This is a genomic window from Nocardia sp. NPDC057227 (assembly GCF_042669725.1).
Taxonomy (GTDB): domain Bacteria; phylum Actinomycetota; class Actinomycetes; order Mycobacteriales; family Mycobacteriaceae; genus Nocardia; species Nocardia asteroides_A.
In genome coordinates, this window is sequence record NZ_JBHUXA010000008.1 from 247,772 (window position 1) to 265,700 (window position 17,929).

Sequence of the window (17,929 nt, forward strand, 5' to 3'; positions counted from 1 at the left end):
CGCATGGCCATCGCGCACTCGCCCGCATCCCGGGTATCGGAATCACTCGCCACCATTCTGGTCACGGTCGGCGTCGTCCTGCTCGCCCTGCTCACGCTCTACCTGGTCGGCTTCGACCAGGGTGCCGTCTCCCGCTCCGGGATGTACCTGCACGAGCTGATGCACGACGGACGGCACCTGCTGGGGCTTCCGTGCCACTGACCGAATCCCTGCGGACCCTGCTGCTGCGGGGGCTGCTCGCCGGGGTGCTCGCGGGGCTGCTCGCGGCCACGGTCGGCTACTTCGTCGGTGAGCCCAAGGTCGACGCGGCCATCGCCATCGAGGAGGCGGCCGCGCAGGACCATCCGCACACCGACGAACCGGCCGGGCACTCGCACGACGAGGAAGAGGCGCTGGTCAGCCGGGACGGGCAGAAGTTCGGGCAGTTCCTCGCGCTCGGCCTCGCCGGTGCGGCGTTCGGCGTGCTCGTCGGCGCGGCGGTGCACCTGCTGCGGCGGTTCGGCAGCGGGCCGCTCTTCGGCCTCGCGGTCGCGCTGGCAGGCTGGCTGGCCGTCGTGCTCGTCCCGTTCTTCAAATACCCGGCGAATCCGCCCGCGGTCGGCGACCCGGAGACCATCGACGACCGCACCTGGCTCTGGGTGGCTGCGGTGCTGCTCGGGCTGGTCGCGGTCGCCGCGGCGGCCTACGGCTACCGGTTGCTGGCCGGGCAGCTGCGGTCCGTGCGGCTGATCGGCGGGGTTGCGGCCTTCGTCGTCGTCGTGACCATCGGCTACGTGCTGCTCCCCGGCGTCAACGAGGTCGGCGCGGATTTCCCGGCCAGCCTGCTGTGGGAGTTCCGGGTCTCGTCACTCGCGGTCTCCGGCACGCTGTGGGTCGCGCTCGGGTTGCTCTTCGCGGCGCTCACCGAGTTCGCGGCCGGACCCCGTACCCCGGTACGGGAAGAGGTCGCTACCGCGGCGTGATCCGCGGTTCGCATCGGAGCGGGCAGTGTCGGCGTCATGGCCGACACTGCCCGTTCGCTTTCCCTGCCCGCCACCGGTCCGGCGGCGCCGCGCCCGGTCCGGGTGGCCTGCGCCGGATTCCTCACCGCGCTCGGCGCGGGCGTCCTGGAGGGGCTGGCCCGGGTCGACGACACCGGGGCCGCCCCGCTGCTCTGGCGCGGTGCGCTCTACCTGCTGGTCCTCGCGGTGGTGCTGCGCATGGTGCACGGTGACCGCTGGGCGCGGGCGCTGCTCACCGTCGGCATCGGGATCGCCGGGCTGGCGTCGCTGGTGGTCGAACCGGCGGCCAGGCTGCTCTCCGCGGACTCGCTCACCGACCCGTTCGCCGCGCTCGGCCCGCACGGCCTGCTGCTCGCCGGGGTGCGCGCGCTGCACGTGCTCGCGGTGCTGGTCGCGGTGCCCGCCATGTACACCCCGGCCGCGCGGCGCTGGTTCGCCTGAGCAGGCGGCGCGCCCCTACCCGACCACGCTCAGCCGTTTGTCGAGTTGCTCCAGCACCGCGGGCCAGGCATCCCGGTGCGCGTCCCGCGCGGCCGGATCGGCGAAGCCGGAGTGCCGCAGCCGCAGCCGGATGCCGCGCGGCTGCCGGACGAACTGCACCGAGACCACCGTCTCGGCGCCGCGGGTATCCGCGCTCACCCAGGTCAGCTCCACCAGCCGCTCGTTCTCCAGCCGCAGGAAACGGCCGTAGTGCGGGTGCCGGACGCCACCGTTCTCGGTCTCGAAGAAGAACGGGGTATTCACCGCACCGGCAAGCAGCAGCGAATCTGGTTCTGCAAGCCACAGGTCGAAGCCCCTGGTCCACGCCGCGAAGAGCAGTCCGGCGGAGGCGGACATGACCCGCTCCACCGCGAGCTCGTGCGGCCGGGCGGACAGATCCGGAAGACGAATCGACTGATCGACCATCCCGAGACCATACCCGTGGTCACCGGCGGTGTGCCCGGAGTACGCGGCGGGGGTGTGTACTCCTGCCGCGCCGGGTGGCCGCGGCGCATAGTCTGGCGGGGTGAGAGCGCCAGGTAACACGAATCGCGGTTCGGTGGTGTGGGATTGGGGGCTCGCGGGCGGGGTCGCGGTGCTGCAGCTCGTGCTCGGCTTCGCGCTCGACCTGCGACAGGTCGCCACCGACCCGCTGGACGCGCTCGGAACCGCGCTGCTCATCGCCGGTCCGGTCGCGCTTGTCCTGCGCCGATACCACCCGTTACCGGTGCTGTACGTGGTGTTCGCGGTGGCGATCGCCTACCCGTTGCTCGGGCACAACTACCTGCCCGCGCTGGCCGCGCCCGCCGCCGCCTTCCTGACCGCGGCCGCCGTCGCGCCGCCGCGCTACACCTACCCGGCGCTACCGGTGGCCTACCTGTGCATGGTCTGGCCGCTGCCCGCGCTGCTCGGCAGGGAGACCGACGGCTGGCAGGCGCTCGGCGCGCTCGGCTGGGCGGTCGCGCTGGCAGGCACCGCCGAGCTGCTGCGCCAGCGCGCCGAGCTGGTGCGGTACGCGCAGCGGCTGGAGGAGGCCGAGCCGTGGGAGGGGATCGCGCGGCGCGAGCGGGAGAGCGCCGCCGAGCGGCTCGCGCTCGCCGAGGAGCTGCACGGGGTGGTCGTGCACAGTCTGTCGGCCATCAACAAGCAGTCCGGTCTCGCGCTGGAGCTGGCCGATCGCAAGCCGCAGCAGGTGGTGGTGGCGCTGGCCGCCGTGAAGACGGCGAGCAGGGCCGCGCTGGAGGACGCGCAGGAGTTGCTGAGCAGTCTGCGGCGGACCGGGGTGCGGGCGGAGGAGCCGGCGGCGGGTGACGATCATCCCGTGCGGGACGAGGGGCTGCTCGGGCGGACCGCCGGGTTCCTGGTTCGGCCGCAGAAGGAACCTCGACGGGAGTCCGCGGAGGTTCCCGCGGTCCCGAAACCCGCGCCGAAGCCGGATGCGCCGAGCCTCGACGATCTGGACGGGATCATGCAGCGGGCTCGTTCGTCCGGGGTCGCGGTGACGTATCGGGTGATCGGCACCGCCGCGCCGCTGCCCGCGGCCATCGATGCGGTCGGGGCCGGGATCGTCGTGGAGTCGCTGCGCAACGTGCAGCGGCACGCGCCGGGGGCCGAGGCGACGGTGACGCTTCGGTATGCCGTCGATTCGGTCGACATCACCGTCGACAACACCCGGCCCGTCGCCCCGCCCCCGCGGACCCCGGGGCCGCGCGGCGGGGACGGGATCATCGGTATGCGGGAGCGGGCGCATGAACTGGGCGGTGCTCTCACCGCGGGGCCGCGGCCCAGCGGGGGCTTCCGCGTCGCGGCGCGCCTCCCCGCCCAGACCCGCTTGGCCGCCGTTCCCGGCCTGGAGAAAAAAGAAACTTGATTACTCGGGGGCTCCGCCCCCGAACCCCCGCGTTGTTGATATTCCGTTTGCAACGGGAAAGGCCCGCTTCCCCGGAGGGGAGCGGGCCTTTCCCGAGCTAACGACTACTCGCCCGAGACCTCGGCGGAAGCACCCTCACCGGCACCGGTGAGAACAACCTCCGGCTTCTCGTCGCCGGACTTGGTCAACTTCGCCTTGGGGGAGAAGGTGAACTTGGCATCCTCACCGGACCCCTCACCATCCCAACCCTCGACGTCGACGACGACCGTCTGCCCCGCACCGATCTCCCCGAAGAGGATCTTCTCGGACAGCTGGTCCTCGATCTCGCGCTGGATCGTGCGGCGCAGCGGACGGGCACCGAGCACCGGGTCGAACCCGCGCTTGGCCAGCAGGCTCTTGGCCTGCGGGGCCAGCTCGATCTCCATGTCCTTGTTCCGCAGCTGGGTCGCGACCCGGTTGATCATCAGGTCCACCATCTCGACGATCTGCTCGCTGGTGAGCTGGTGGAAGACGATCACGTCGTCGATGCGGTTCAGGAACTCCGGGCGGAAGTGCTTCTTCAGCTCGTCGTTGACCTTGAGCTTCATCCGCTCGTAGTTCGAGCCCGCGTTGTTCGACTGCGCGAAGCCGAGCCCGACCGCCTTGGAGATGTCCGAGGTGCCGAGGTTCGAGGTGAAGATCAGCACGGTGTTCTTGAAGTCGACCGTGCGGCCCTGGCCATCGGTCAGGCGGCCGTCCTCGAGCACCTGCAGGAGGGTGTTGTAGATCTCCTGGTGCGCCTTCTCGATCTCGTCGAACAGCACCACCGAGAACGGCTTGCGGCGCACCTTCTCGGTGAGCTGCCCGCCCTCCTCGTAGCCCACGTACCCGGGAGGGGCACCGAAGAGCCGCGAGGCGGTGAAGCGGTCGTGGAACTCGCCCATGTCGATCTGGATGAGCGCGTCGTCGTCGCCGAAGAGGAAGTTCGCCAGCGCCTTGGAGAGCTCGGTCTTACCGACGCCGGACGGGCCGGCGAAGATGAACGAGCCCGAGGGGCGCTTGGGATCCTTCAGCCCGGCACGGGTGCGGCGGATCGCCTTGGAGACCGCCTTGACCGCGTCCTCCTGGCCGATGATCCGCCGGTGCAGCTCGTCCTCCATGCGGAGCAGCCGGGTGGTCTCCTCCTCGGTGAGCTTGAAGACGGGGATACCGGTCCAGTTGGCCAGCACCTCGGCGATCTGCTCATCGTCGACCTCGGCGACGACGTCCAGGTCACCGGAGCGCCACTGCTTCTCCCGCTCGGCGCGCTTGGCGACGAGCTGCTTCTCCTTGTCGCGCAGCCGCGCGGCCTTCTCGAAGTCCTGCGCGTCGATCGCGGACTCCTTCTCCCTGCGGGCGTCGGCGATCTTGTCGTCGAACTCGCGGAGATCCGGCGGCGCGGTCATCCGGCGGATGCGCATCCGCGCGCCCGCCTCGTCGATCAGGTCGATCGCCTTGTCCGGGAGGAACCGGTCGTTGATGTACCGGTCGGCCAGGGTGGCGGCGGCGACGAGGGCGCCATCGGTGATCGAGACGCGGTGGTGCGCCTCGTACCGGTCGCGCAGCCCCTTGAGGATGTTGATGGTGTGCTCGACGGTCGGCTCGCCCACCTGGACCGGCTGGAACCGGCGCTCCAGGGCGGCGTCCTTCTCGATGTACTTGCGGTACTCGTCGAGGGTGGTGGCGCCGATCGTCTGGAGTTCACCACGAGCGAGCTTCGGCTTCAGGATCGAGGCCGCGTCGATGGCGCCCTCGGCCGCGCCCGCACCGACCAGCGTGTGCAGCTCGTCGATGAACAGGATGATGTCGCCGCGGGTGTTGATCTCCTTGAGCACCTTCTTCAGGCGCTCCTCGAAATCACCGCGGTAGCGGCTGCCCGCGACCAGGGAGCCCAGGTCGAGGGTGTACAGCTGCTTGTCCTTGAGCGTCTCCGGCACCTCGCCGTTGACGATGGCCTGGGCCAGCCCCTCGACGACGGCGGTCTTGCCGACGCCGGGCTCGCCGATCAGCACCGGGTTGTTCTTGGTGCGGCGGCTCAGCACCTGCATGACCCGCTCGATCTCCTTGGCCCGGCCGATCACCGGATCCAGCTTGCCCTCGAGGGCGGCCTGGGTCAGGTTGCGGCCGAACTGGTCGAGCACCAGCGAGGTGGACGGGGTGCCGGTCTCGCCGCGAGTACCGGACTCGACGGCCTCCTTGCCACCCTGGTACCCGGAGAGCAGCTGGATGACCTGCTGACGCACCCGGTTGAGGTCGGCGCCCAGCTTGACAAGGACCTGGGCGGCGACGCCCTCGCCCTCGCGGATGAGCCCGAGCAGGATGTGCTCGGTGCCGATGTAGTTGTGGCCGAGCTGCAGCGCCTCGCGCAGGCTCAGCTCCAGCACCTTCTTGGCGCGCGGGGTGAACGGGATGTGCCCGGACGGGGCCTGCTGGCCCTGGCCGATGATCTCCTCCACCTGGCTGCGCACACCCTCGAGCGAGATGCCGAGGGATTCCAGCGACTTGGCGGCGACGCCCTCGCCCTCGTGGATCAACCCAAGCAGGATGTGCTCGGTGCCGATGTAGTTGTGGTTGAGCATCCTGGCCTCTTCTTGGGCCAGGACCACGACGCGCCTCGCGCGGTCGGTGAACCTCTCGAACATCGCTCCCTCACTCTCCTGCTCCGACAATCCGGCGATCGACGCTTCCAGCTGGACTGGTGTCACGTCAGCCTGCCATGAAGCCCTGGGCTCGCGGCCCCTCGCCTCCACTCTAGTTGGCGGGGGATCGCGTCGCTTCCGGTCCACCTTATTGCGGCCGGGTGACTCGATCGTCATCCTTGCCAACGCCGCGGGTCGGGGAATCGTTTCCGGCCCCGTTCCGCTGTGAGCGAACGGCGGCCGTCCTGGGCCGGGTGGCCCGGGCCGGGGGCCGGACAGCCCCTCGCCGTCGCCGGTGTAACGCCGGGGCGGGCCGGATCGTTCCCGGCGCCCCCCGATCAGCGCCGGCCCCGCGGCCAGGAGAAAATTCCGCCAACCGGCCGCCGGACGGGCACACCGCGGGAATTACCGCACCCGCCGCCGCCCGCCCGGCCGAAAATACACCCGCGTACGAAACGGCGCGGGCGCGAAAAAACGCCCGCGCCGCCGCTTCCGCACACCCTTCCAGTCGAAAACGTCTCTGCCGCAATCGGTATACCGCGCTCAGCCGTGCTGGGCGTGCCGAATTCCGGCGACGAAGAGCGCGCCGCAGAGCACCGTGAAGGCGGCGGTGTGCAGAACCGCGCGCAGTACATTCCAACGCACCCACGGGGATTCGTATTCGGCGCGCAGCGCGGCCGGATCCGCGATCGAGTTCACATCGCCCGCGGCGTCGAGCAAGTTGTTCAGCGGAACGTTCAGCGCGATCGTGACGGCGAATGCGAACACGTTGAGCGCCAATCCGATTCCGATCCAGAGCAGCACCGCGCGGTACTCGGAGCCGAGGTGCAGCAGCGCGGCGAGCCCGGTGAATCCGATGGTCCCGATGAACGCGATCAGGAACCAGGGATTGATGATGACGACGTTGATCCGCTGCATGACGTCGAGCACTACGCGGTCGTCGGTCTGGCGCAGCGCGGGCATCACCGAGATGGCGTACGCGTAGAACAACCCGGCGACCAGGCCGGTGCCGACGACCGCCGCGATCAGGGTGGCGATCCGAATGCCGTTCATGTGACTTCTCCTGCCGGTGGTGGAACTTCCGGCTTCGAGTCAACCGCCGCGCGGGCCCGCACTCCATACGTCAGAAGCTCGGGCACCTGCCGGATCGTCTACAGATCCCGATCGGAGATGAGCCCGCTCTGCATGGCGAGCCCGGCCAGCCGCACCCGCTTCTGGTTCTGCGGCAGATCCTCCACCCCGAACTTGGCGAAGAGCGCCCGCAGGTGGGTCTTGATGGCGTCGACGCTGAGGAAGAGCTCCTCGGCGATCTGCTGGTTGGAGGCCGGGGTGGCGAACCCGGTGCCGTTCTTGTAGGGCCTGCACAGCGCCACCAGGACGGAGCGCTGGGTGTCGGTGAGCGAGCGCAGCGTGGGGATGGCGGCGGTGGAGGTACGGGTCGCGTCGTCCACCGCGCCGGAGAAGTCGTGGAAGGAGAGCAGCGCGGTGCCCATCCGGATCCGGTCGCCCGCCATCAGCCTGCGCCTGCCGACCAGCCGCTCACCGTTGACGAAGGTGCCGTTGCGGGAGAGCCCGTCGTCCACGATGGTCCACTGCGAGCCGAGGTACTCGACCGCGGCGTGCAGCCGCGACACCTCGGCGTCCCAGCTCAGCACCACGTCGGCCTGCGGGGCCCGCCCGATGGTGATCCGCTGGTTCTCCGGTGCGAGCTCCAGCTCGTGCTGGCGCCCGGTGTCGTCGGTGAAACGCAGGAAGGAGCCGCCCGTTCCGGTCACCGCGCCCGATACCTCATCTCTCCCCGTACCGCCGATGACGGTCAACGGCTCTCATGGTGCCGCCTCGGAGGTCCCCTGAGCAAGGCGAAGGGCCCGGCACGCCGACGAGCCGCTGCCGGAGTGTCGCACGATTCACCCTGGCAGCGGCTCGTCGCCGACGCGCTCAGGCCTTGGCGGCCTTGTTGTAGGCGTCCGTGATGTCGGCCGAGATGCGGCCGCGGGCGGAAACCTTGTGGCCGTTCCGGCGCGCCCACTCACGAATTGCCGCGCTTTGTTCGCGATCGATCGGAACGCGGTTCTTCGGCGCGGCGGTTGCGCCCGTGGCGGCCGCCTTCACCCGGCGCCTGCCGCTCACCCGGCGCGCACTCGAAACCCACTCCTCGAGCCCGTCGCGCAGCTTCGCCGCATTCGTCGTCGACAGGTCGATCTCGTACGACACCCCATCGATTGCGAACTCGATGGTCTCGTCCGCGGTGGACTCACCGTCGACATCATCGATCAGGCTTACAGTGACCTTCTTTGCCATGAGATGAACGTCCTCTCGAAATCGTGCGACCCTGGTACCAGGCCGAATACCCGAGGCAAGAATACCTCGAATTCACAGAATTCCAAGACGGCAACCTACATGCAAACGAACGGCTCAGCGGGTGACCGGTCGCACAATTGGGAAGAGTATCGTTTCCCGGATTCCGAGACCGGTGAGCGCCATCAACAAGCGATCGATTCCCATCCCCGTTCCGGTCGTCGGCGGCATCCCGTGTTCCATCGCGGCGAGGAAGTCCTCGTCCAGAACCATGGCTTCGTCGTCGCCCTGAGCGGCCAGCCGCGCCTGATCCACGAAGCGTTCCCGCTGGATCACCGGATCGACCAACTCCGAATATCCGGTAGCCAGCTCGAAGCCGCGGACATACAGATCCCACTTCTCGGTGACGCCGGCGCGGGTCCGGTGCTGCCGGGTGAGCGGTGACGTCTCCACCGGGAAGTCGCGCACGAATGTCGGGGCATAGAGCTTGTCGCCGTAGGTGTGTTCCCACAGTTCCTCGACGAGTTTGCCGTGGCCGTAGCCCTTGTCCTGCGGAATTTCCAGCCCGACCCGCTCGGCGTGCCCGATCAATTCCGGCACCGTGGTTTCCGGCGTGATCTCGGTGCCGAGCGCAGCGGAGAGCGAAGGATACATCTCGACCGTGGTCCACTCGCCGGAGAGGTCGTATTCGGTGCCGTCGGCCAGGATCACCCGCTGTGTGCCGAGCGCCTCCTGCGCCACTTCCTGCACCAATTCCCGGATCATCCGGGCCGACTCGTCGTAGGTGGCGTAGGCCTCGTAGGTTTCCAGCATGGCGAACTCCGGCGAATGCGTGGAGTCGGCGCCCTCGTTGCGGAAGTTGCGGTTGATCTCGAAGACCTGCTCCAGCCCGCCCACCACGCAGCGCTTGAGGAACAATTCCGGCGCGATGCGCAGGTAGAGGTCCATGTCGAGGGCATTCGAGTGGGTGACGAAGGGGCGCGCGGCCGCGCCGCCGTGCAGCGTCTGCAGCATCGGCGTCTCGACCTCGAGGAAGCCGCGGCGCTCCAGCGCCGAGCGCAGCGCGCGCACGACGGCGACCCGGGTGCGGGCATTGTGCCGCGCCTCCGGGCGCACCACGAGATCCACGTAGCGCTGCCGCACCCTGGATTCCTCGCCGAGCTCCTTGTGCGCCACCGGAAGCGGCCGCAGCGCCTTCGCCGACATCGACCAGGAATCGGCCATGATGCTCAATTCGCCGGTGCGCGAGGAGATCACCTCGCCGTGCACGAACACGAAGTCACCGAGATCGACATCGGCCTTCCAGGCGGCGAGCGAATCCGCGCCGACCCCGTTCAGGCTGATCATCGCCTGCAGTTTGGTGCCGTCGCCCTCCTGCAGCTGCGCGAAGCAGAGTTTGCCGGTATTGCGCAGGAAAATGATGCGCCCGGCCACCCCGGCCCGCAGCCCGGTCGCGGTATCGGCTTCCAGCTCCGGATAGGCGGCCCTGATCTCGGCCAGCGTGTGCGTGCGCGGCACGATCACCGGATAGGGCTCACGCCCCTCCGCGAGCAGCCGCTCCCGCTTCTCGCGGCGAATGCGCATCTGCTCGGGTACGTCGGGATCGATGGACCCCACTGCCGATGACCTGTTCGCGGTGCTCACAAGCGCCAACCCTAGCGGGGGCGCGGGACCGGCGATAAATCAGAGCGTCGCCAGGGAGGCGACCTCCCTGGCGAAGTGCGGCACCCGGATCCCGGCGTGCAGCAGCCCCGCCGCCTCCAGCCCGCGGTAGCCGCCCTCGAGGTCGGTGGCGTTGCGCAGCCCGAGCTCCTGCAGCGCGGCGGCGGCCAGGCTGGAGGTGTACCCCTCGGAGCAGACGACGATCCACTCCACGTCGTGACCGGTGGCCAGCGCGATCCGCGCGGAGCTGCTCGGGTCGAGCCGCCACTCCAGGACGTTGCGCTCGATCACCAGCGCGCCGGGCAGCGCGCCCTCCCGTGCCCGCTGGGCCTGCGGGCGGATGTCGACCGGGACGGCGCCGCGCTCCAGCGCGGCCGGGTACTCGTGCGATTGCAGCCTGCGCAGCCGGGCGCGGGCGTTCTGCAGCATCTGGTCGATGGTCAGCGTGGCCATCACATATCACCTTCGGGCTGATCGGTGAGGACGGTACGGGTGCGGCGCAGCGTGCCGTGGCCGGTCACCTCGTAGTAGGACATGGCGGTGAGCGGCGGCGAGTACGCGTGCACGCTCAGCGTCGGTTCGGTGGCGGGGTCGGCGACCGGGGCCTCCGGTGCCCGCATGACGTCGTGCACCCAGCCGATCGGGAACGCACCCTGGTCGCCCGCCTCCAGCGTGCGGTGCCTGAGTTCGCTTCCGTTCCAGCGGTATTCGGCGAGCGCGCCGCTGAGCACGGTGAGCGCGCCGAGCGAGCCCGCGTGGTCGTGCAGCTCGGTGGACTTGCCAGGCGTCCAGCTGATCAGCCAGACGTCGACCTCGTCGTCGGAGCTGAGCCTGCTGGCCCAGCGCTCCTCGACGGGCCACTGCCCGCCGGTGGGGAGCAGGTGGTCGTACCGGCCGGCCAGTACGTCCTCGGCGCCCTCGTCGGTGAGGCGCAGCAGGTCGGCCGGGCGCAGCCGGGTCGGGAGGGCGGGGGCCGTCGAGCGGTCGACCGGCGGCAGCGCGGATCTGGCGTCACGGGCCGCGGTGTACGAACGAGGCAGGGAGAGAACGGAAGAACGCACGAGCGGATCTCCAGAAGTCATGAACGGTCGAGGTCGCGATGCCTCGAACGGCCGAGGCGGTCAGCCTCGACAACACTCCTGGGGGCGCGTGCCATTGATCACGGCGGTCAGCTTAGCAGCGCCGCGGGAGCCGCACCAGCGGCTGTGCGCGCGGCCACGTCAGCCCCGCTTCCGCTGTTGATTGCGCTCGTAGACCAGCCGCAGCCCGGTCAGCGTGAGGTGCGGTTCGTAGTGGTCGATGGTCTCCGACTCGGGCACGATGAGCGGCGCGATGGCACCGGTGGCGACCACCGTGACGTTGTTGCCCGCGAAGGCGTCGACCTCGTCGCGCACCCGGTCGATCAGCCCGTCCACCAGCCCCGCGAAGCCGAAGACGGCACCGGACTGGATGGCCTCGACGGTGTTCTTGCCGACCACGCCGCGCGGCCGCGCCAGCTCGACCCGGCGCAGCGCCGCCCGCTCGATCAGCGCCTCGCTGGCGATCTCGACGCCGGGCGCGAGCACCCCGCCGAGGAACTCGCCCTTGGCCGAGACCAGGTCGACGGTGGTGGCGGTGCCGAAGTCGACGACGATGGCCGCGCCCTCGTACCGGTGGTAGGCGGCGAGCGCGTTCACGATCCGGTCCGCGCCGATCTCCTTGGGGTTGTCCACCAGCAGCGGGATGCCGGTGCGCACCCCCGGCTCGACCACAACGTGCGCGACGTTCTCGTAGTACCGCTCCAGCATGGTGCGCAGCTCGCGCAGCACCGGCGGGACGGTCGCCAGCGCGACCACCCCGATCACCTCGTCCAGCCGCGCCCCGACCAGCCCGCGCAGGTACATGGCGAACTCGTCGGCGGTCATCAGCGGGTCGGTGCGCATCCGCCACTGCCGGACCAGGCTCGCGTGCCCGCCGCTGCCGGAGAACAGCCCGATCTCGGTGCTCGTGGTGCGGACGTCGACGGCGAGCAGCATGTCAGGCGGTCGTCAGGGTGCGCGGGGTGAGCAGCCCGGAGCCCTCCGGCGCGTGCGCCGGGTCGGAGCCGAGCTCGAGCGCCCGGTTCCGGTCGTCGACGAAGACCACGCGCGGGGTGTACGCGCGCACCTCGGCCTCGTCCATCATCCCGTAGGCGATGAGGATGACCAGGTCGCCGGGGTGCACGAGGTGCGCGGCGGCGCCGTTGATGCCGATGACGCCTGACCCGCGCTCGCCCGCGATCACGTAGGTCTCCAGGCGGGCGCCGTTGTCGATGTCGACGATGCAGACCTGCTCGCCCTCGAGCAGGTCGGCGGCGTCGAGCAGGTCCTGGTCGACGGTGACCGAGCCGACGTAGTGCAGGTCGGCGTGGGTCACGGTGGCCCGGTGGATCTTGGACTTCATCATGGTGCGCAACATCGCGTCGTCGCCTCTCTCTACTGCGCGGACGCCGTGGCCGCGGGGGTGGTGGGGTGGCCGTCGATCGGGGCGCCGAGCGTGACGGCGACGTTGTCGATGAGGCGGGTGGCGCCGACCTGCGCGGCGACCAGCAGCCTGGCCCGCCCGGTCTCCGGGGCCGGGCCGAGCGTGGCGGAGCGCAGCTCCAGGTAGTGCAGCTCGATGCCGGGCGCGGCGGCGAGCACGCCGCGCGCCGCGTCGAGCACCGCGGCCGCGCCGAGCCCGCCCGCGTGGCTGCCCGCGGCCAGCGCCGCGGAGAGCGCGAGCGCGGCGTCGCGCTGGGCCGGGTCGAGGTAGCGGTTGCGGGAGGAGAGCGCGAGGCCGTCCGGCTCGCGCACGGTCGGCACCGCGACGACGGTGGTGTCGAAGTTCAGGTCGCGGACGAGCTCCCGGATCAGGGTGAGCTGCTGGTAGTCCTTCTCGCCGAAGAACGCCTCGCTCGGCCTGGCGATCTGCAGCAGTTTGGCGACGACGGTGAGCATGCCCGCGAAGTGCGTCGGGCGGCTGGCGCCCTCCAGCTCGGCGCCGACCGGCCCCGGCCGCACGGTGGTGCGCGGGCCGTCCGGGTACATCTCCGCGGCCGACGGCGCGAAGACCAGCTCGACGCCCTCGCCGCGGAGCAGCTCCACGTCGGCGTCCAGGGTGCGCGGGTAGCGGTCCAGGTCCTCGTTCGCGCCGAACTGCAGCGGGTTGACGAAGATCGAGACGATCACCACCTGGTTGGTGCGCTTGGCCCGGCGCACCAGCTCGAGGTGACCGTCGTGCAGCGCGCCCATGGTCGGCACCAGCGCGACGGTGCGGCCGACGGCGCGCAGCGCCCGCGCCACCTGCCCGAGTACCGCGGGGTCGTGGTGCACGGTGAGCCGGCCGGGCGTGAAGGTTCCGCGCAGCTTGGGGTCCATCAGCGACGTCCTTCCAGGAGGTCGAGCAGGGCGGGGGCGGAGCGGGCGCGCTGCGCGGTGCGCAGCGAGAGCGCCCGGTAGCCGTCGGCGATCGGGGGGTCGGCCGCCGCCAGCGCGGCCAGGTGCGCGGCGACGGCGCCGGTGTCGCCGCGGGCGACCGGGCCGGTGAGCGCCGACTGGCCGCGGCGCAGCGCATTGTCCAGCGCGGCCGAGGCGAGCGGGGCGAGCAGCCGCTCGGCCAGCCCGTTCGGCTGCTCGTCGACGGCCTGCTGGCCGAGCAGCCCGGGCCCGGCGAGCGCGGCGCGGAGTGCGTCGACGGCGTCGAGGATCACGGTCACCAGATGGTTGCTGCCGTGCGCGAGCGCGGCGTGGTAGAGCGCCCGGTGCTCCTCAGGCACCCGGACCGGCTCGCCGCCCATCTCGATGACCAGCGATTGCGCGATGGCGTAGCCGACCTCATCGGCGGCGGTGATCCCGAAGCAGGCGTTGCCGAGCCGGGCCAGATCCTCGTCGTGGCCGGTGAAGGTCATCGCGGGGTGCACGGCGAGCGGCAGCGCGCCCAGCTCGGTGAGCGGGGCGAGGACGCCGATGCCGTTCGCGCCCGAGGTGTGCACCACGATGGTGCCCGGCCGGACCACGCCCGCCGTGGCCAGCCCGGCCACCAGCCCGGACAGCTCGGCATCCGGCACCGCGAGCAGGAGCAGCTCGCTGCGCGCCGCTACCTGCTCGGCGGGCAGGATCTCGGAGTCGGGCAGCCGGGTGGCCGCGCGCCGGATGGAGGCGCCGGAGATGGCGGCGACGCCGAACACCACGTGTCCGGCGCGCTCGAGCGCCGCGCCGAGAGCCGAACCGACGCGTCCCGCCGAGACGATTCCCACCGTCAGGCGTGCGGGCGCGGGGTCGAAGCCGGGCGTGGCAGCAGAATCCACGCTTTTCGAGGTCAACACTGTCCTCTCGATGTCGTTCCAGTCCCGCATGGCGGGTACCGGACGGTACGACACGAGGATATAGAGCAACGCCGAGCGGACGCCACGGGGTGCGGGGGTGATCTGCGCCGCAGCCCCGGTCAGCTGCCGCGCTTCTGCTCCGACTGCAGGTTGGCCATGATCTCGGCGACCGAGAGCCGCCGGGTGGACGGGTCCTCCTCGGTGTCGGCCCTGCGCCTGCGGCGCGCGCTCGGGGTGCCGATCGCGCCGCCCGCGGCCCGGCCCGGCGTCGCGGCGGGGTCGGCCGGGTCGGCGGGCGGGGTGCTCGGCAGGCCGTAGGTGGCGGGGGCCGGGGTATCGGGGGCGGCGGGTGAGCCGGAGACCGCCGAGGTCGGGGTGCCGACCGAGGCGCGGGCCGGGTTCACCACCGGGCCGGTGGTGGCGCCGGAGAGCGGGTCGGGGGCCGAGGTGAGCCGCGGCCCCGCGGGCGCCTGCTCCCGGTCCGGCTTGCCCGCGGAGGCCTGCGCGCCGACCGGGTCGCCGGCGTCGGCCCGCGAACCCGCCGACCTGTCCGCGGTGGTGCGCGAACCCGCCGACCTGTCCGCGGTCGCGCGCGAACCCGCCGCTTTATCCGCGGTCGGCCATGCTCCCGCCGCCGTGCCCGTCGACGCCGGCGTCCCCTGCTTGCCCGTGGCGGCCGGAGTCCCCGGCCTGCTCGCGGAAGCCGCAGCCCCCTGCCTGCTCGCGGAAGCCGCAGCCCCCGGCTTGCTCCCGAAGGCCGATGACCCCGGCTTGCTCGCGGAAGGCCGCGCACCGGCCGCGTTGCTTCCGGACGCGGCGGCGCCCGCCGGCTTGCTCAGCCGCGGCGGCACCGCGCGCTGCGGGCCGGTGTCCGCGTCGTCGTCCGGGCCGGGGGCGCGGCGGCCGGGCACGTCGTCGGCGCCCTCCCCCGGCTGCTTGACCTCCCACGGCCACTTGGGCTGCTCCGCGCCCTGCGCGGGCGGGGACCAGACGGTCGAGCCGTGCGGCGGGTCGGCGGGGGCCTCGGTGAAGGCGCCGGACCAGCCGGGGGCGCGGTCCGGGTCCTCCTCGGGCACGGTCGCCGTCTCGGCGGTGACCGGCTCGTCGTAGGGGGTGGCGAAGCTCGGCGGCGCCGGGTGCCCCGGCTCGAAGACGGGGGTCGGCCATTCGGCATTCGACGAGCTACCGTTCGCCGCGGCTGCGGACCGACCGGGGAGTTCGTGCACCCGGGTGGCGTCGGCGTGCAGCGCGGGACGTTGCCCCGGCAGATCGCCGTCGAAGAGCCGCTGCAGATTGGTGCGCAGCACGGCCAGTTCCCCGCGCAGCGCGGCCAGCTCGGCGGCGTCCGCGCCGACCTCGTGGCGGACCCGTGATTCGACGCCGAGCTCGTACTCGCGCCGGGCCGAGACCTCGCGCTCGAGCTGGAGTTCGTAGACGGTCTGCAGGTCGTGAACCTTGGCCCGGTCGGCCGACGATTCTCGGCGATAACGCGTGGCAGCGAGCGCGCCGATGGCCGCGGCCCAGAGCGCGGCGACCAGCCCGACCCGGACGTACTGCAGGCTGTTGCTGAAGACCAGGAAAATACTGGCAACCAGCCCGAGCAGGATCAGGATGCCGACGAAGAACTTTCCCGCATCATCCCGCCGTCGACGGGAAGCGCTGCTACGGGAGGGCGAAACCATGTCCGCAAGGGTAGCCGGGTTGACCTGCGCCGAACACCGCCGTGCGAATTATTTCCATTCAAAACGTTTGCTAAGTAGTCGCTGCATCGTCGGTCGGGTCGTCGGGCGCCCGGCAGCAATACTCGAGCCACAGCGCTGCGGCCAGCAGGCAGAGGCCGGCGGTGAGCCCGACCACCGCGCTCGGGGCGTCGGCCGCGGCTGCGTCGAGGGTCCCGCTGCGCGGGAAGACCCACAGCAGGAACCCGAGCCAGATCCCGGACACCAGCGCACCGACCTGGATCGACGCCTTTGCCAGCGCCACCGCCCGCGCCGCCGTGATCGGATGCAGCCTGCGCGGCCCTGCCCCGATCCGGTCGTCCTGCACCCGCTGTCTGATCACGAAGGCCAGCGCGACCTCGATCGCGGCGACCGGGTACAGCGACGCGCCCGCGAACACCGAGATCGGCGGAAATCGCCCGTAGGCCACCCTGGTGATGATCCAGGTGGCGATGGCGGCGGTCAGCACGGTGACCACCAGATCGAAGATTCTGGCCGGTTTCAGCTTCACCGCGCGCCCGCCGCCCCGAGGTCGTCGCCGGTGCGGTGCACGCCGTCCCGCTCGGCGGGGTCGAGCGCGGCCAGCCAGTCGCGCACCGGCCGGGTCACCCCGGCGGCGGTCAGCTCCGCCTCCGGTTCGACGTCGAGCCAGGGCGCGAGCACGAAGGCGCGGCGGTGCGCCTGCGGGTGCGGCAGCGTGAGCCAGGGATCGGCGCTGTGCACCGGCCCGGCGGCGGTGCCGCACCACACCACGTCGACGTCGAGCGTGCGCGGACCCCAGTGGACGTCGCGCACCCGGCCCGCGGCGTCCTCCAGCGCGGCGCCGTGGCGCAGCCAGTCGGCGGGCGCGTAGGCCGGGTCGTCGGCGAGCAGCACGGCGTTCAGGAAGTCCTGCTGCTCGACCCCGCCCCACGGCGCGGTCCGGTACACCGGGGAGACCGCGGTGACCCGCGGGCCGAGCCCGGCGACCACCCCGCGCAGCCGGTCGAGCCGGTCGCCGAGGTTGGCCCCGATCGACAGCACCGCGCGGCTCATCCGCGCTCCCTGCTGGTGACCACCCTGACGTCGGCGAAGGTGTGCGGGATCGGCGCGGACGGCTTGTGCAGCGCCACCTCGACGGCGTGCACCCGCGGGTCGGTCATGACGTCGTCGGCGATCTCGGTGACCACCGTCTCGATCAGGTTGCGCGGCTCGCCGCGCAGGATCTCCACCGCGCGCCCGGCCAGCGCGCCGTAGTCGACGGTGGCGGCCAGGTCATCGCTGGCGGCGGCCGCGGTGAAGTCGACCCAGAGCGTCAGGTCGACGACGAAGTCCTGGCCGTCCCTGCGCTCGTGCTCGAAGACACCGTGCCTGCCGAAGGCGGTGAGGCCGCGCAGCTCGATGCGGGAAAGGTCGGATCGGTCCACGTCAGCGAACTCCAGGGGTGAGGGGCATGGCGGCGCGCCGCCAGGCGTCGACGACGGCGATGGCATCGGCCGAGCCGCGCACGTCGTGCACCCGGACGCCCCAGGCGCCGTGCTGCGCGGCCAGCGCGGAGATGGTCGCGGTGGCCGACTCCCTGCCGTCCGGCGGCCGCGGCCCGGCCGCGGAGCCGAGCAGCGTGCCGAGGAAACGCTTGCGCGAGGCGCCGATCAGCACCGGGAGGCCCTGCCCGACCAGCCGCGGGAGCGCGGCGAGCAGCGCCCAGTTGTGCTCGGCGTTCTTGGCGAAGCCGAGCCCGGGGTCGAGCACGATCCGGTCCGCGCGCACGCCAGCCGCGAGCGCGAGCTCGACCTGGCCGGTCAGCTCGGCCAGCACCTCGGCGACCACGTCGTCGTAGTGGTCGGCCGGGCCGGTGTGCCGGAAACCGGTGCCGCCCCGCCAATGCATGAGGATCCACGGCACCTCAGCGGCCGCGACGACCCGGACCATGTCCGGGT

At 71.5% G+C, this 17,929-nt stretch carries 21 protein-coding genes; 4 read left to right on the forward strand and 17 right to left on the reverse strand.

From position 1 onward, the window contains the following. Window positions 1–3 precede the first annotated feature (3 nt). From ACFUJ1_RS14580 to ACFUJ1_RS14590, 3 genes are read left to right on the forward strand one after another with little or no spacing between them, the layout of a single operon-like run. Window positions 4–201, forward strand: coding sequence for a CbtB-domain containing protein (locus tag ACFUJ1_RS14580; RefSeq protein ID WP_233015676.1), 198 nt, complete (start codon window positions 4–6; stop codon window positions 199–201). Next, window positions 192–962 (forward strand): CbtA family protein, encoded by a 771-nt coding sequence (locus ACFUJ1_RS14585; RefSeq protein ID WP_378645693.1) that lies wholly within the window; start codon window positions 192–194, stop codon window positions 960–962. Before ACFUJ1_RS14580 ends, ACFUJ1_RS14585 begins: the two co-directional genes overlap by 10 nt. A 36-nt stretch (window positions 963–998) precedes the next feature. Next, window positions 999–1,442 carry a hypothetical protein gene (locus ACFUJ1_RS14590; RefSeq protein WP_378645695.1) on the forward strand — a complete coding sequence of 148 codons (444 nt, stop codon included), beginning with the start codon at window positions 999–1,001 and terminating at the stop codon, window positions 1,440–1,442. Window positions 1,443–1,457: 15 nt separating this feature from the next. Here ACFUJ1_RS14590 and ACFUJ1_RS14595 read toward each other — a convergent pair whose 3' ends face one another. Next, on the reverse strand, window positions 1,458–1,907 hold the full coding sequence (locus tag ACFUJ1_RS14595; RefSeq protein ID WP_378645696.1) for an SRPBCC domain-containing protein: 450 nt from the start codon (window positions 1,905–1,907) through the stop codon (window positions 1,458–1,460). Window positions 1,908–2,007: 100 nt separating this feature from the next. On the opposite strand from ACFUJ1_RS14595, the gene ACFUJ1_RS14600 reads away from it, so the two are divergent. Then, window positions 2,008–3,351 (forward strand): sensor histidine kinase, encoded by a 1,344-nt coding sequence (locus ACFUJ1_RS14600; RefSeq protein ID WP_378645698.1) that lies wholly within the window; start codon window positions 2,008–2,010, stop codon window positions 3,349–3,351. A gap of 104 nt (window positions 3,352–3,455) precedes the next feature. Here the strand turns inward: ACFUJ1_RS14600 and ACFUJ1_RS14605 are convergent, their stop codons facing one another. The 16 genes from ACFUJ1_RS14605 to ACFUJ1_RS14680 all read right to left on the reverse strand — a co-directional run. Next, window positions 3,456–6,011, reverse strand: coding sequence for an ATP-dependent Clp protease ATP-binding subunit (locus ACFUJ1_RS14605; RefSeq protein WP_378645699.1), 2,556 nt, complete (start codon window positions 6,009–6,011; stop codon window positions 3,456–3,458). Between the two features lie 540 nt (window positions 6,012–6,551). Beyond that, window positions 6,552–7,061 (reverse strand): DUF1772 domain-containing protein, encoded by a 510-nt coding sequence (locus tag ACFUJ1_RS14610; RefSeq protein ID WP_378645701.1) that lies wholly within the window; start codon window positions 7,059–7,061, stop codon window positions 6,552–6,554. 98 nt (window positions 7,062–7,159) lie between these two features. Continuing rightward, complete coding sequence (locus ACFUJ1_RS14615; protein ID WP_233015669.1) at window positions 7,160–7,783, reverse strand: FHA domain-containing protein; 624 nt, start codon at window positions 7,781–7,783, stop codon at window positions 7,160–7,162. 163 nt (window positions 7,784–7,946) lie between these two features. Further along, window positions 7,947–8,309 (reverse strand): Lsr2 family protein, encoded by a 363-nt coding sequence (locus ACFUJ1_RS14620; RefSeq protein WP_233015668.1) that lies wholly within the window; start codon window positions 8,307–8,309, stop codon window positions 7,947–7,949. Between the two features lie 114 nt (window positions 8,310–8,423). Beyond that, window positions 8,424–9,890: a lysine--tRNA ligase gene (lysS, locus tag ACFUJ1_RS14625; protein WP_378645742.1), complete on the reverse strand. Its 1,467-nt coding sequence runs from the start codon at window positions 9,888–9,890 to the stop codon at window positions 8,424–8,426. Between the two features lie 99 nt (window positions 9,891–9,989). Continuing rightward, a complete protein-coding gene (locus ACFUJ1_RS14630) occupies window positions 9,990–10,412 on the reverse strand; it encodes a rhodanese-like domain-containing protein (protein WP_378645743.1) in 423 nt (140 codons plus the stop codon). Between the two features lie 8 nt (window positions 10,413–10,420). Continuing rightward, window positions 10,421–11,050 (reverse strand): cysteine dioxygenase, encoded by a 630-nt coding sequence (locus ACFUJ1_RS14635; RefSeq protein ID WP_378645702.1) that lies wholly within the window; start codon window positions 11,048–11,050, stop codon window positions 10,421–10,423. Window positions 11,051–11,188: 138 nt separating this feature from the next. Continuing rightward, entirely contained in the window at window positions 11,189–11,983 is a 795-nt protein-coding gene (locus tag ACFUJ1_RS14640) for a type III pantothenate kinase (RefSeq protein ID WP_378645704.1), read from the reverse strand. Between the two features lies 1 nt (window position 11,984). Next, complete coding sequence (gene panD / locus ACFUJ1_RS14645; protein ID WP_233015666.1) at window positions 11,985–12,404, reverse strand: aspartate 1-decarboxylase; 420 nt, start codon at window positions 12,402–12,404, stop codon at window positions 11,985–11,987. 17 nt (window positions 12,405–12,421) lie between these two features. After that, window positions 12,422–13,345, reverse strand: a complete 924-nt coding sequence (gene panC / locus ACFUJ1_RS14650; protein WP_378645705.1) for a pantoate--beta-alanine ligase — start codon at window positions 13,343–13,345, stop codon at window positions 12,422–12,424. After that, a complete protein-coding gene (locus ACFUJ1_RS14655; protein WP_378645707.1) occupies window positions 13,345–14,274 on the reverse strand; it encodes a Rossmann-like and DUF2520 domain-containing protein in 930 nt (309 codons plus the stop codon). Before ACFUJ1_RS14655 ends, panC begins: the two co-directional genes overlap by 1 nt. Window positions 14,275–14,411: 137 nt before the next feature. Next, window positions 14,412–15,974, reverse strand: a complete 1,563-nt coding sequence (locus ACFUJ1_RS14660; RefSeq protein ID WP_378645708.1) for a DUF6779 domain-containing protein — start codon at window positions 15,972–15,974, stop codon at window positions 14,412–14,414. 70 nt (window positions 15,975–16,044) lie between these two features. Beyond that, window positions 16,045–16,515: a DUF3180 domain-containing protein gene (locus ACFUJ1_RS14665; RefSeq protein WP_378645744.1), complete on the reverse strand. Its 471-nt coding sequence runs from the start codon at window positions 16,513–16,515 to the stop codon at window positions 16,045–16,047. A 2-nt stretch (window positions 16,516–16,517) separates the two neighbouring features. Then, the gene (gene folK, locus ACFUJ1_RS14670; protein ID WP_378645710.1) at window positions 16,518–17,045 is read right to left on the reverse strand and encodes a 2-amino-4-hydroxy-6-hydroxymethyldihydropteridine diphosphokinase; all 528 of its coding nucleotides are present in this window, start codon (window positions 17,043–17,045) and stop codon (window positions 16,518–16,520) included. Continuing rightward, window positions 17,042–17,416 (reverse strand): dihydroneopterin aldolase, encoded by a 375-nt coding sequence (gene folB, locus ACFUJ1_RS14675; RefSeq protein ID WP_378645712.1) that lies wholly within the window; start codon window positions 17,414–17,416, stop codon window positions 17,042–17,044. Before folB ends, folK begins: the two co-directional genes overlap by 4 nt. A gap of 1 nt (window position 17,417) precedes the next feature. Further along, on the reverse strand, window positions 17,418–17,929 hold a 512-nt coding region (locus ACFUJ1_RS14680), incomplete at its 5' end, for a dihydropteroate synthase (RefSeq protein ID WP_378645714.1).

Excerpts from the sequence above, each read along its gene's own strand:
- ACFUJ1_RS14580 (WP_233015676.1), top strand. The coding sequence starts at position 4 with ATGGCCATCGCGCACTCGCCCGCATCCCGGGTATCGGAATCACTCGCC.
- ACFUJ1_RS14590 (WP_378645695.1), top strand. The coding sequence starts at position 999 with ATGGCCGACACTGCCCGTTCGCTTTCCCTGCCCGCCACCGGTCCGGCG.
- ACFUJ1_RS14595 (WP_378645696.1), bottom strand. The coding sequence starts at position 1,907 with ATGGTCGATCAGTCGATTCGTCTTCCGGATCTGTCCGCCCGGCCGCAC.
- ACFUJ1_RS14605 (WP_378645699.1), bottom strand. The coding sequence starts at position 6,011 with ATGTTCGAGAGGTTCACCGACCGCGCGAGGCGCGTCGTGGTCCTGGCC.
- ACFUJ1_RS14610 (WP_378645701.1), bottom strand. The coding sequence starts at position 7,061 with ATGAACGGCATTCGGATCGCCACCCTGATCGCGGCGGTCGTCGGCACC.
- ACFUJ1_RS14620 (WP_233015668.1), bottom strand. The coding sequence starts at position 8,309 with ATGGCAAAGAAGGTCACTGTAAGCCTGATCGATGATGTCGACGGTGAG.
- lysS (WP_378645742.1), bottom strand. The coding sequence starts at position 9,890 with ATGCGCATTCGCCGCGAGAAGCGGGAGCGGCTGCTCGCGGAGGGGCGT.
- ACFUJ1_RS14635 (WP_378645702.1), bottom strand. The coding sequence starts at position 11,050 with ATGACTTCTGGAGATCCGCTCGTGCGTTCTTCCGTTCTCTCCCTGCCT.
- ACFUJ1_RS14640 (WP_378645704.1), bottom strand. The coding sequence starts at position 11,983 with ATGCTGCTCGCCGTCGACGTCCGCACCACGAGCACCGAGATCGGGCTG.
- panD (WP_233015666.1), bottom strand. The coding sequence starts at position 12,404 with ATGTTGCGCACCATGATGAAGTCCAAGATCCACCGGGCCACCGTGACC.
- panC (WP_378645705.1), bottom strand. The coding sequence starts at position 13,345 with ATGGACCCCAAGCTGCGCGGAACCTTCACGCCCGGCCGGCTCACCGTG.
- ACFUJ1_RS14660 (WP_378645708.1), bottom strand. The coding sequence starts at position 15,974 with ATGGTTTCGCCCTCCCGTAGCAGCGCTTCCCGTCGACGGCGGGATGAT.
- folK (WP_378645710.1), bottom strand. The coding sequence starts at position 17,045 with ATGAGCCGCGCGGTGCTGTCGATCGGGGCCAACCTCGGCGACCGGCTC.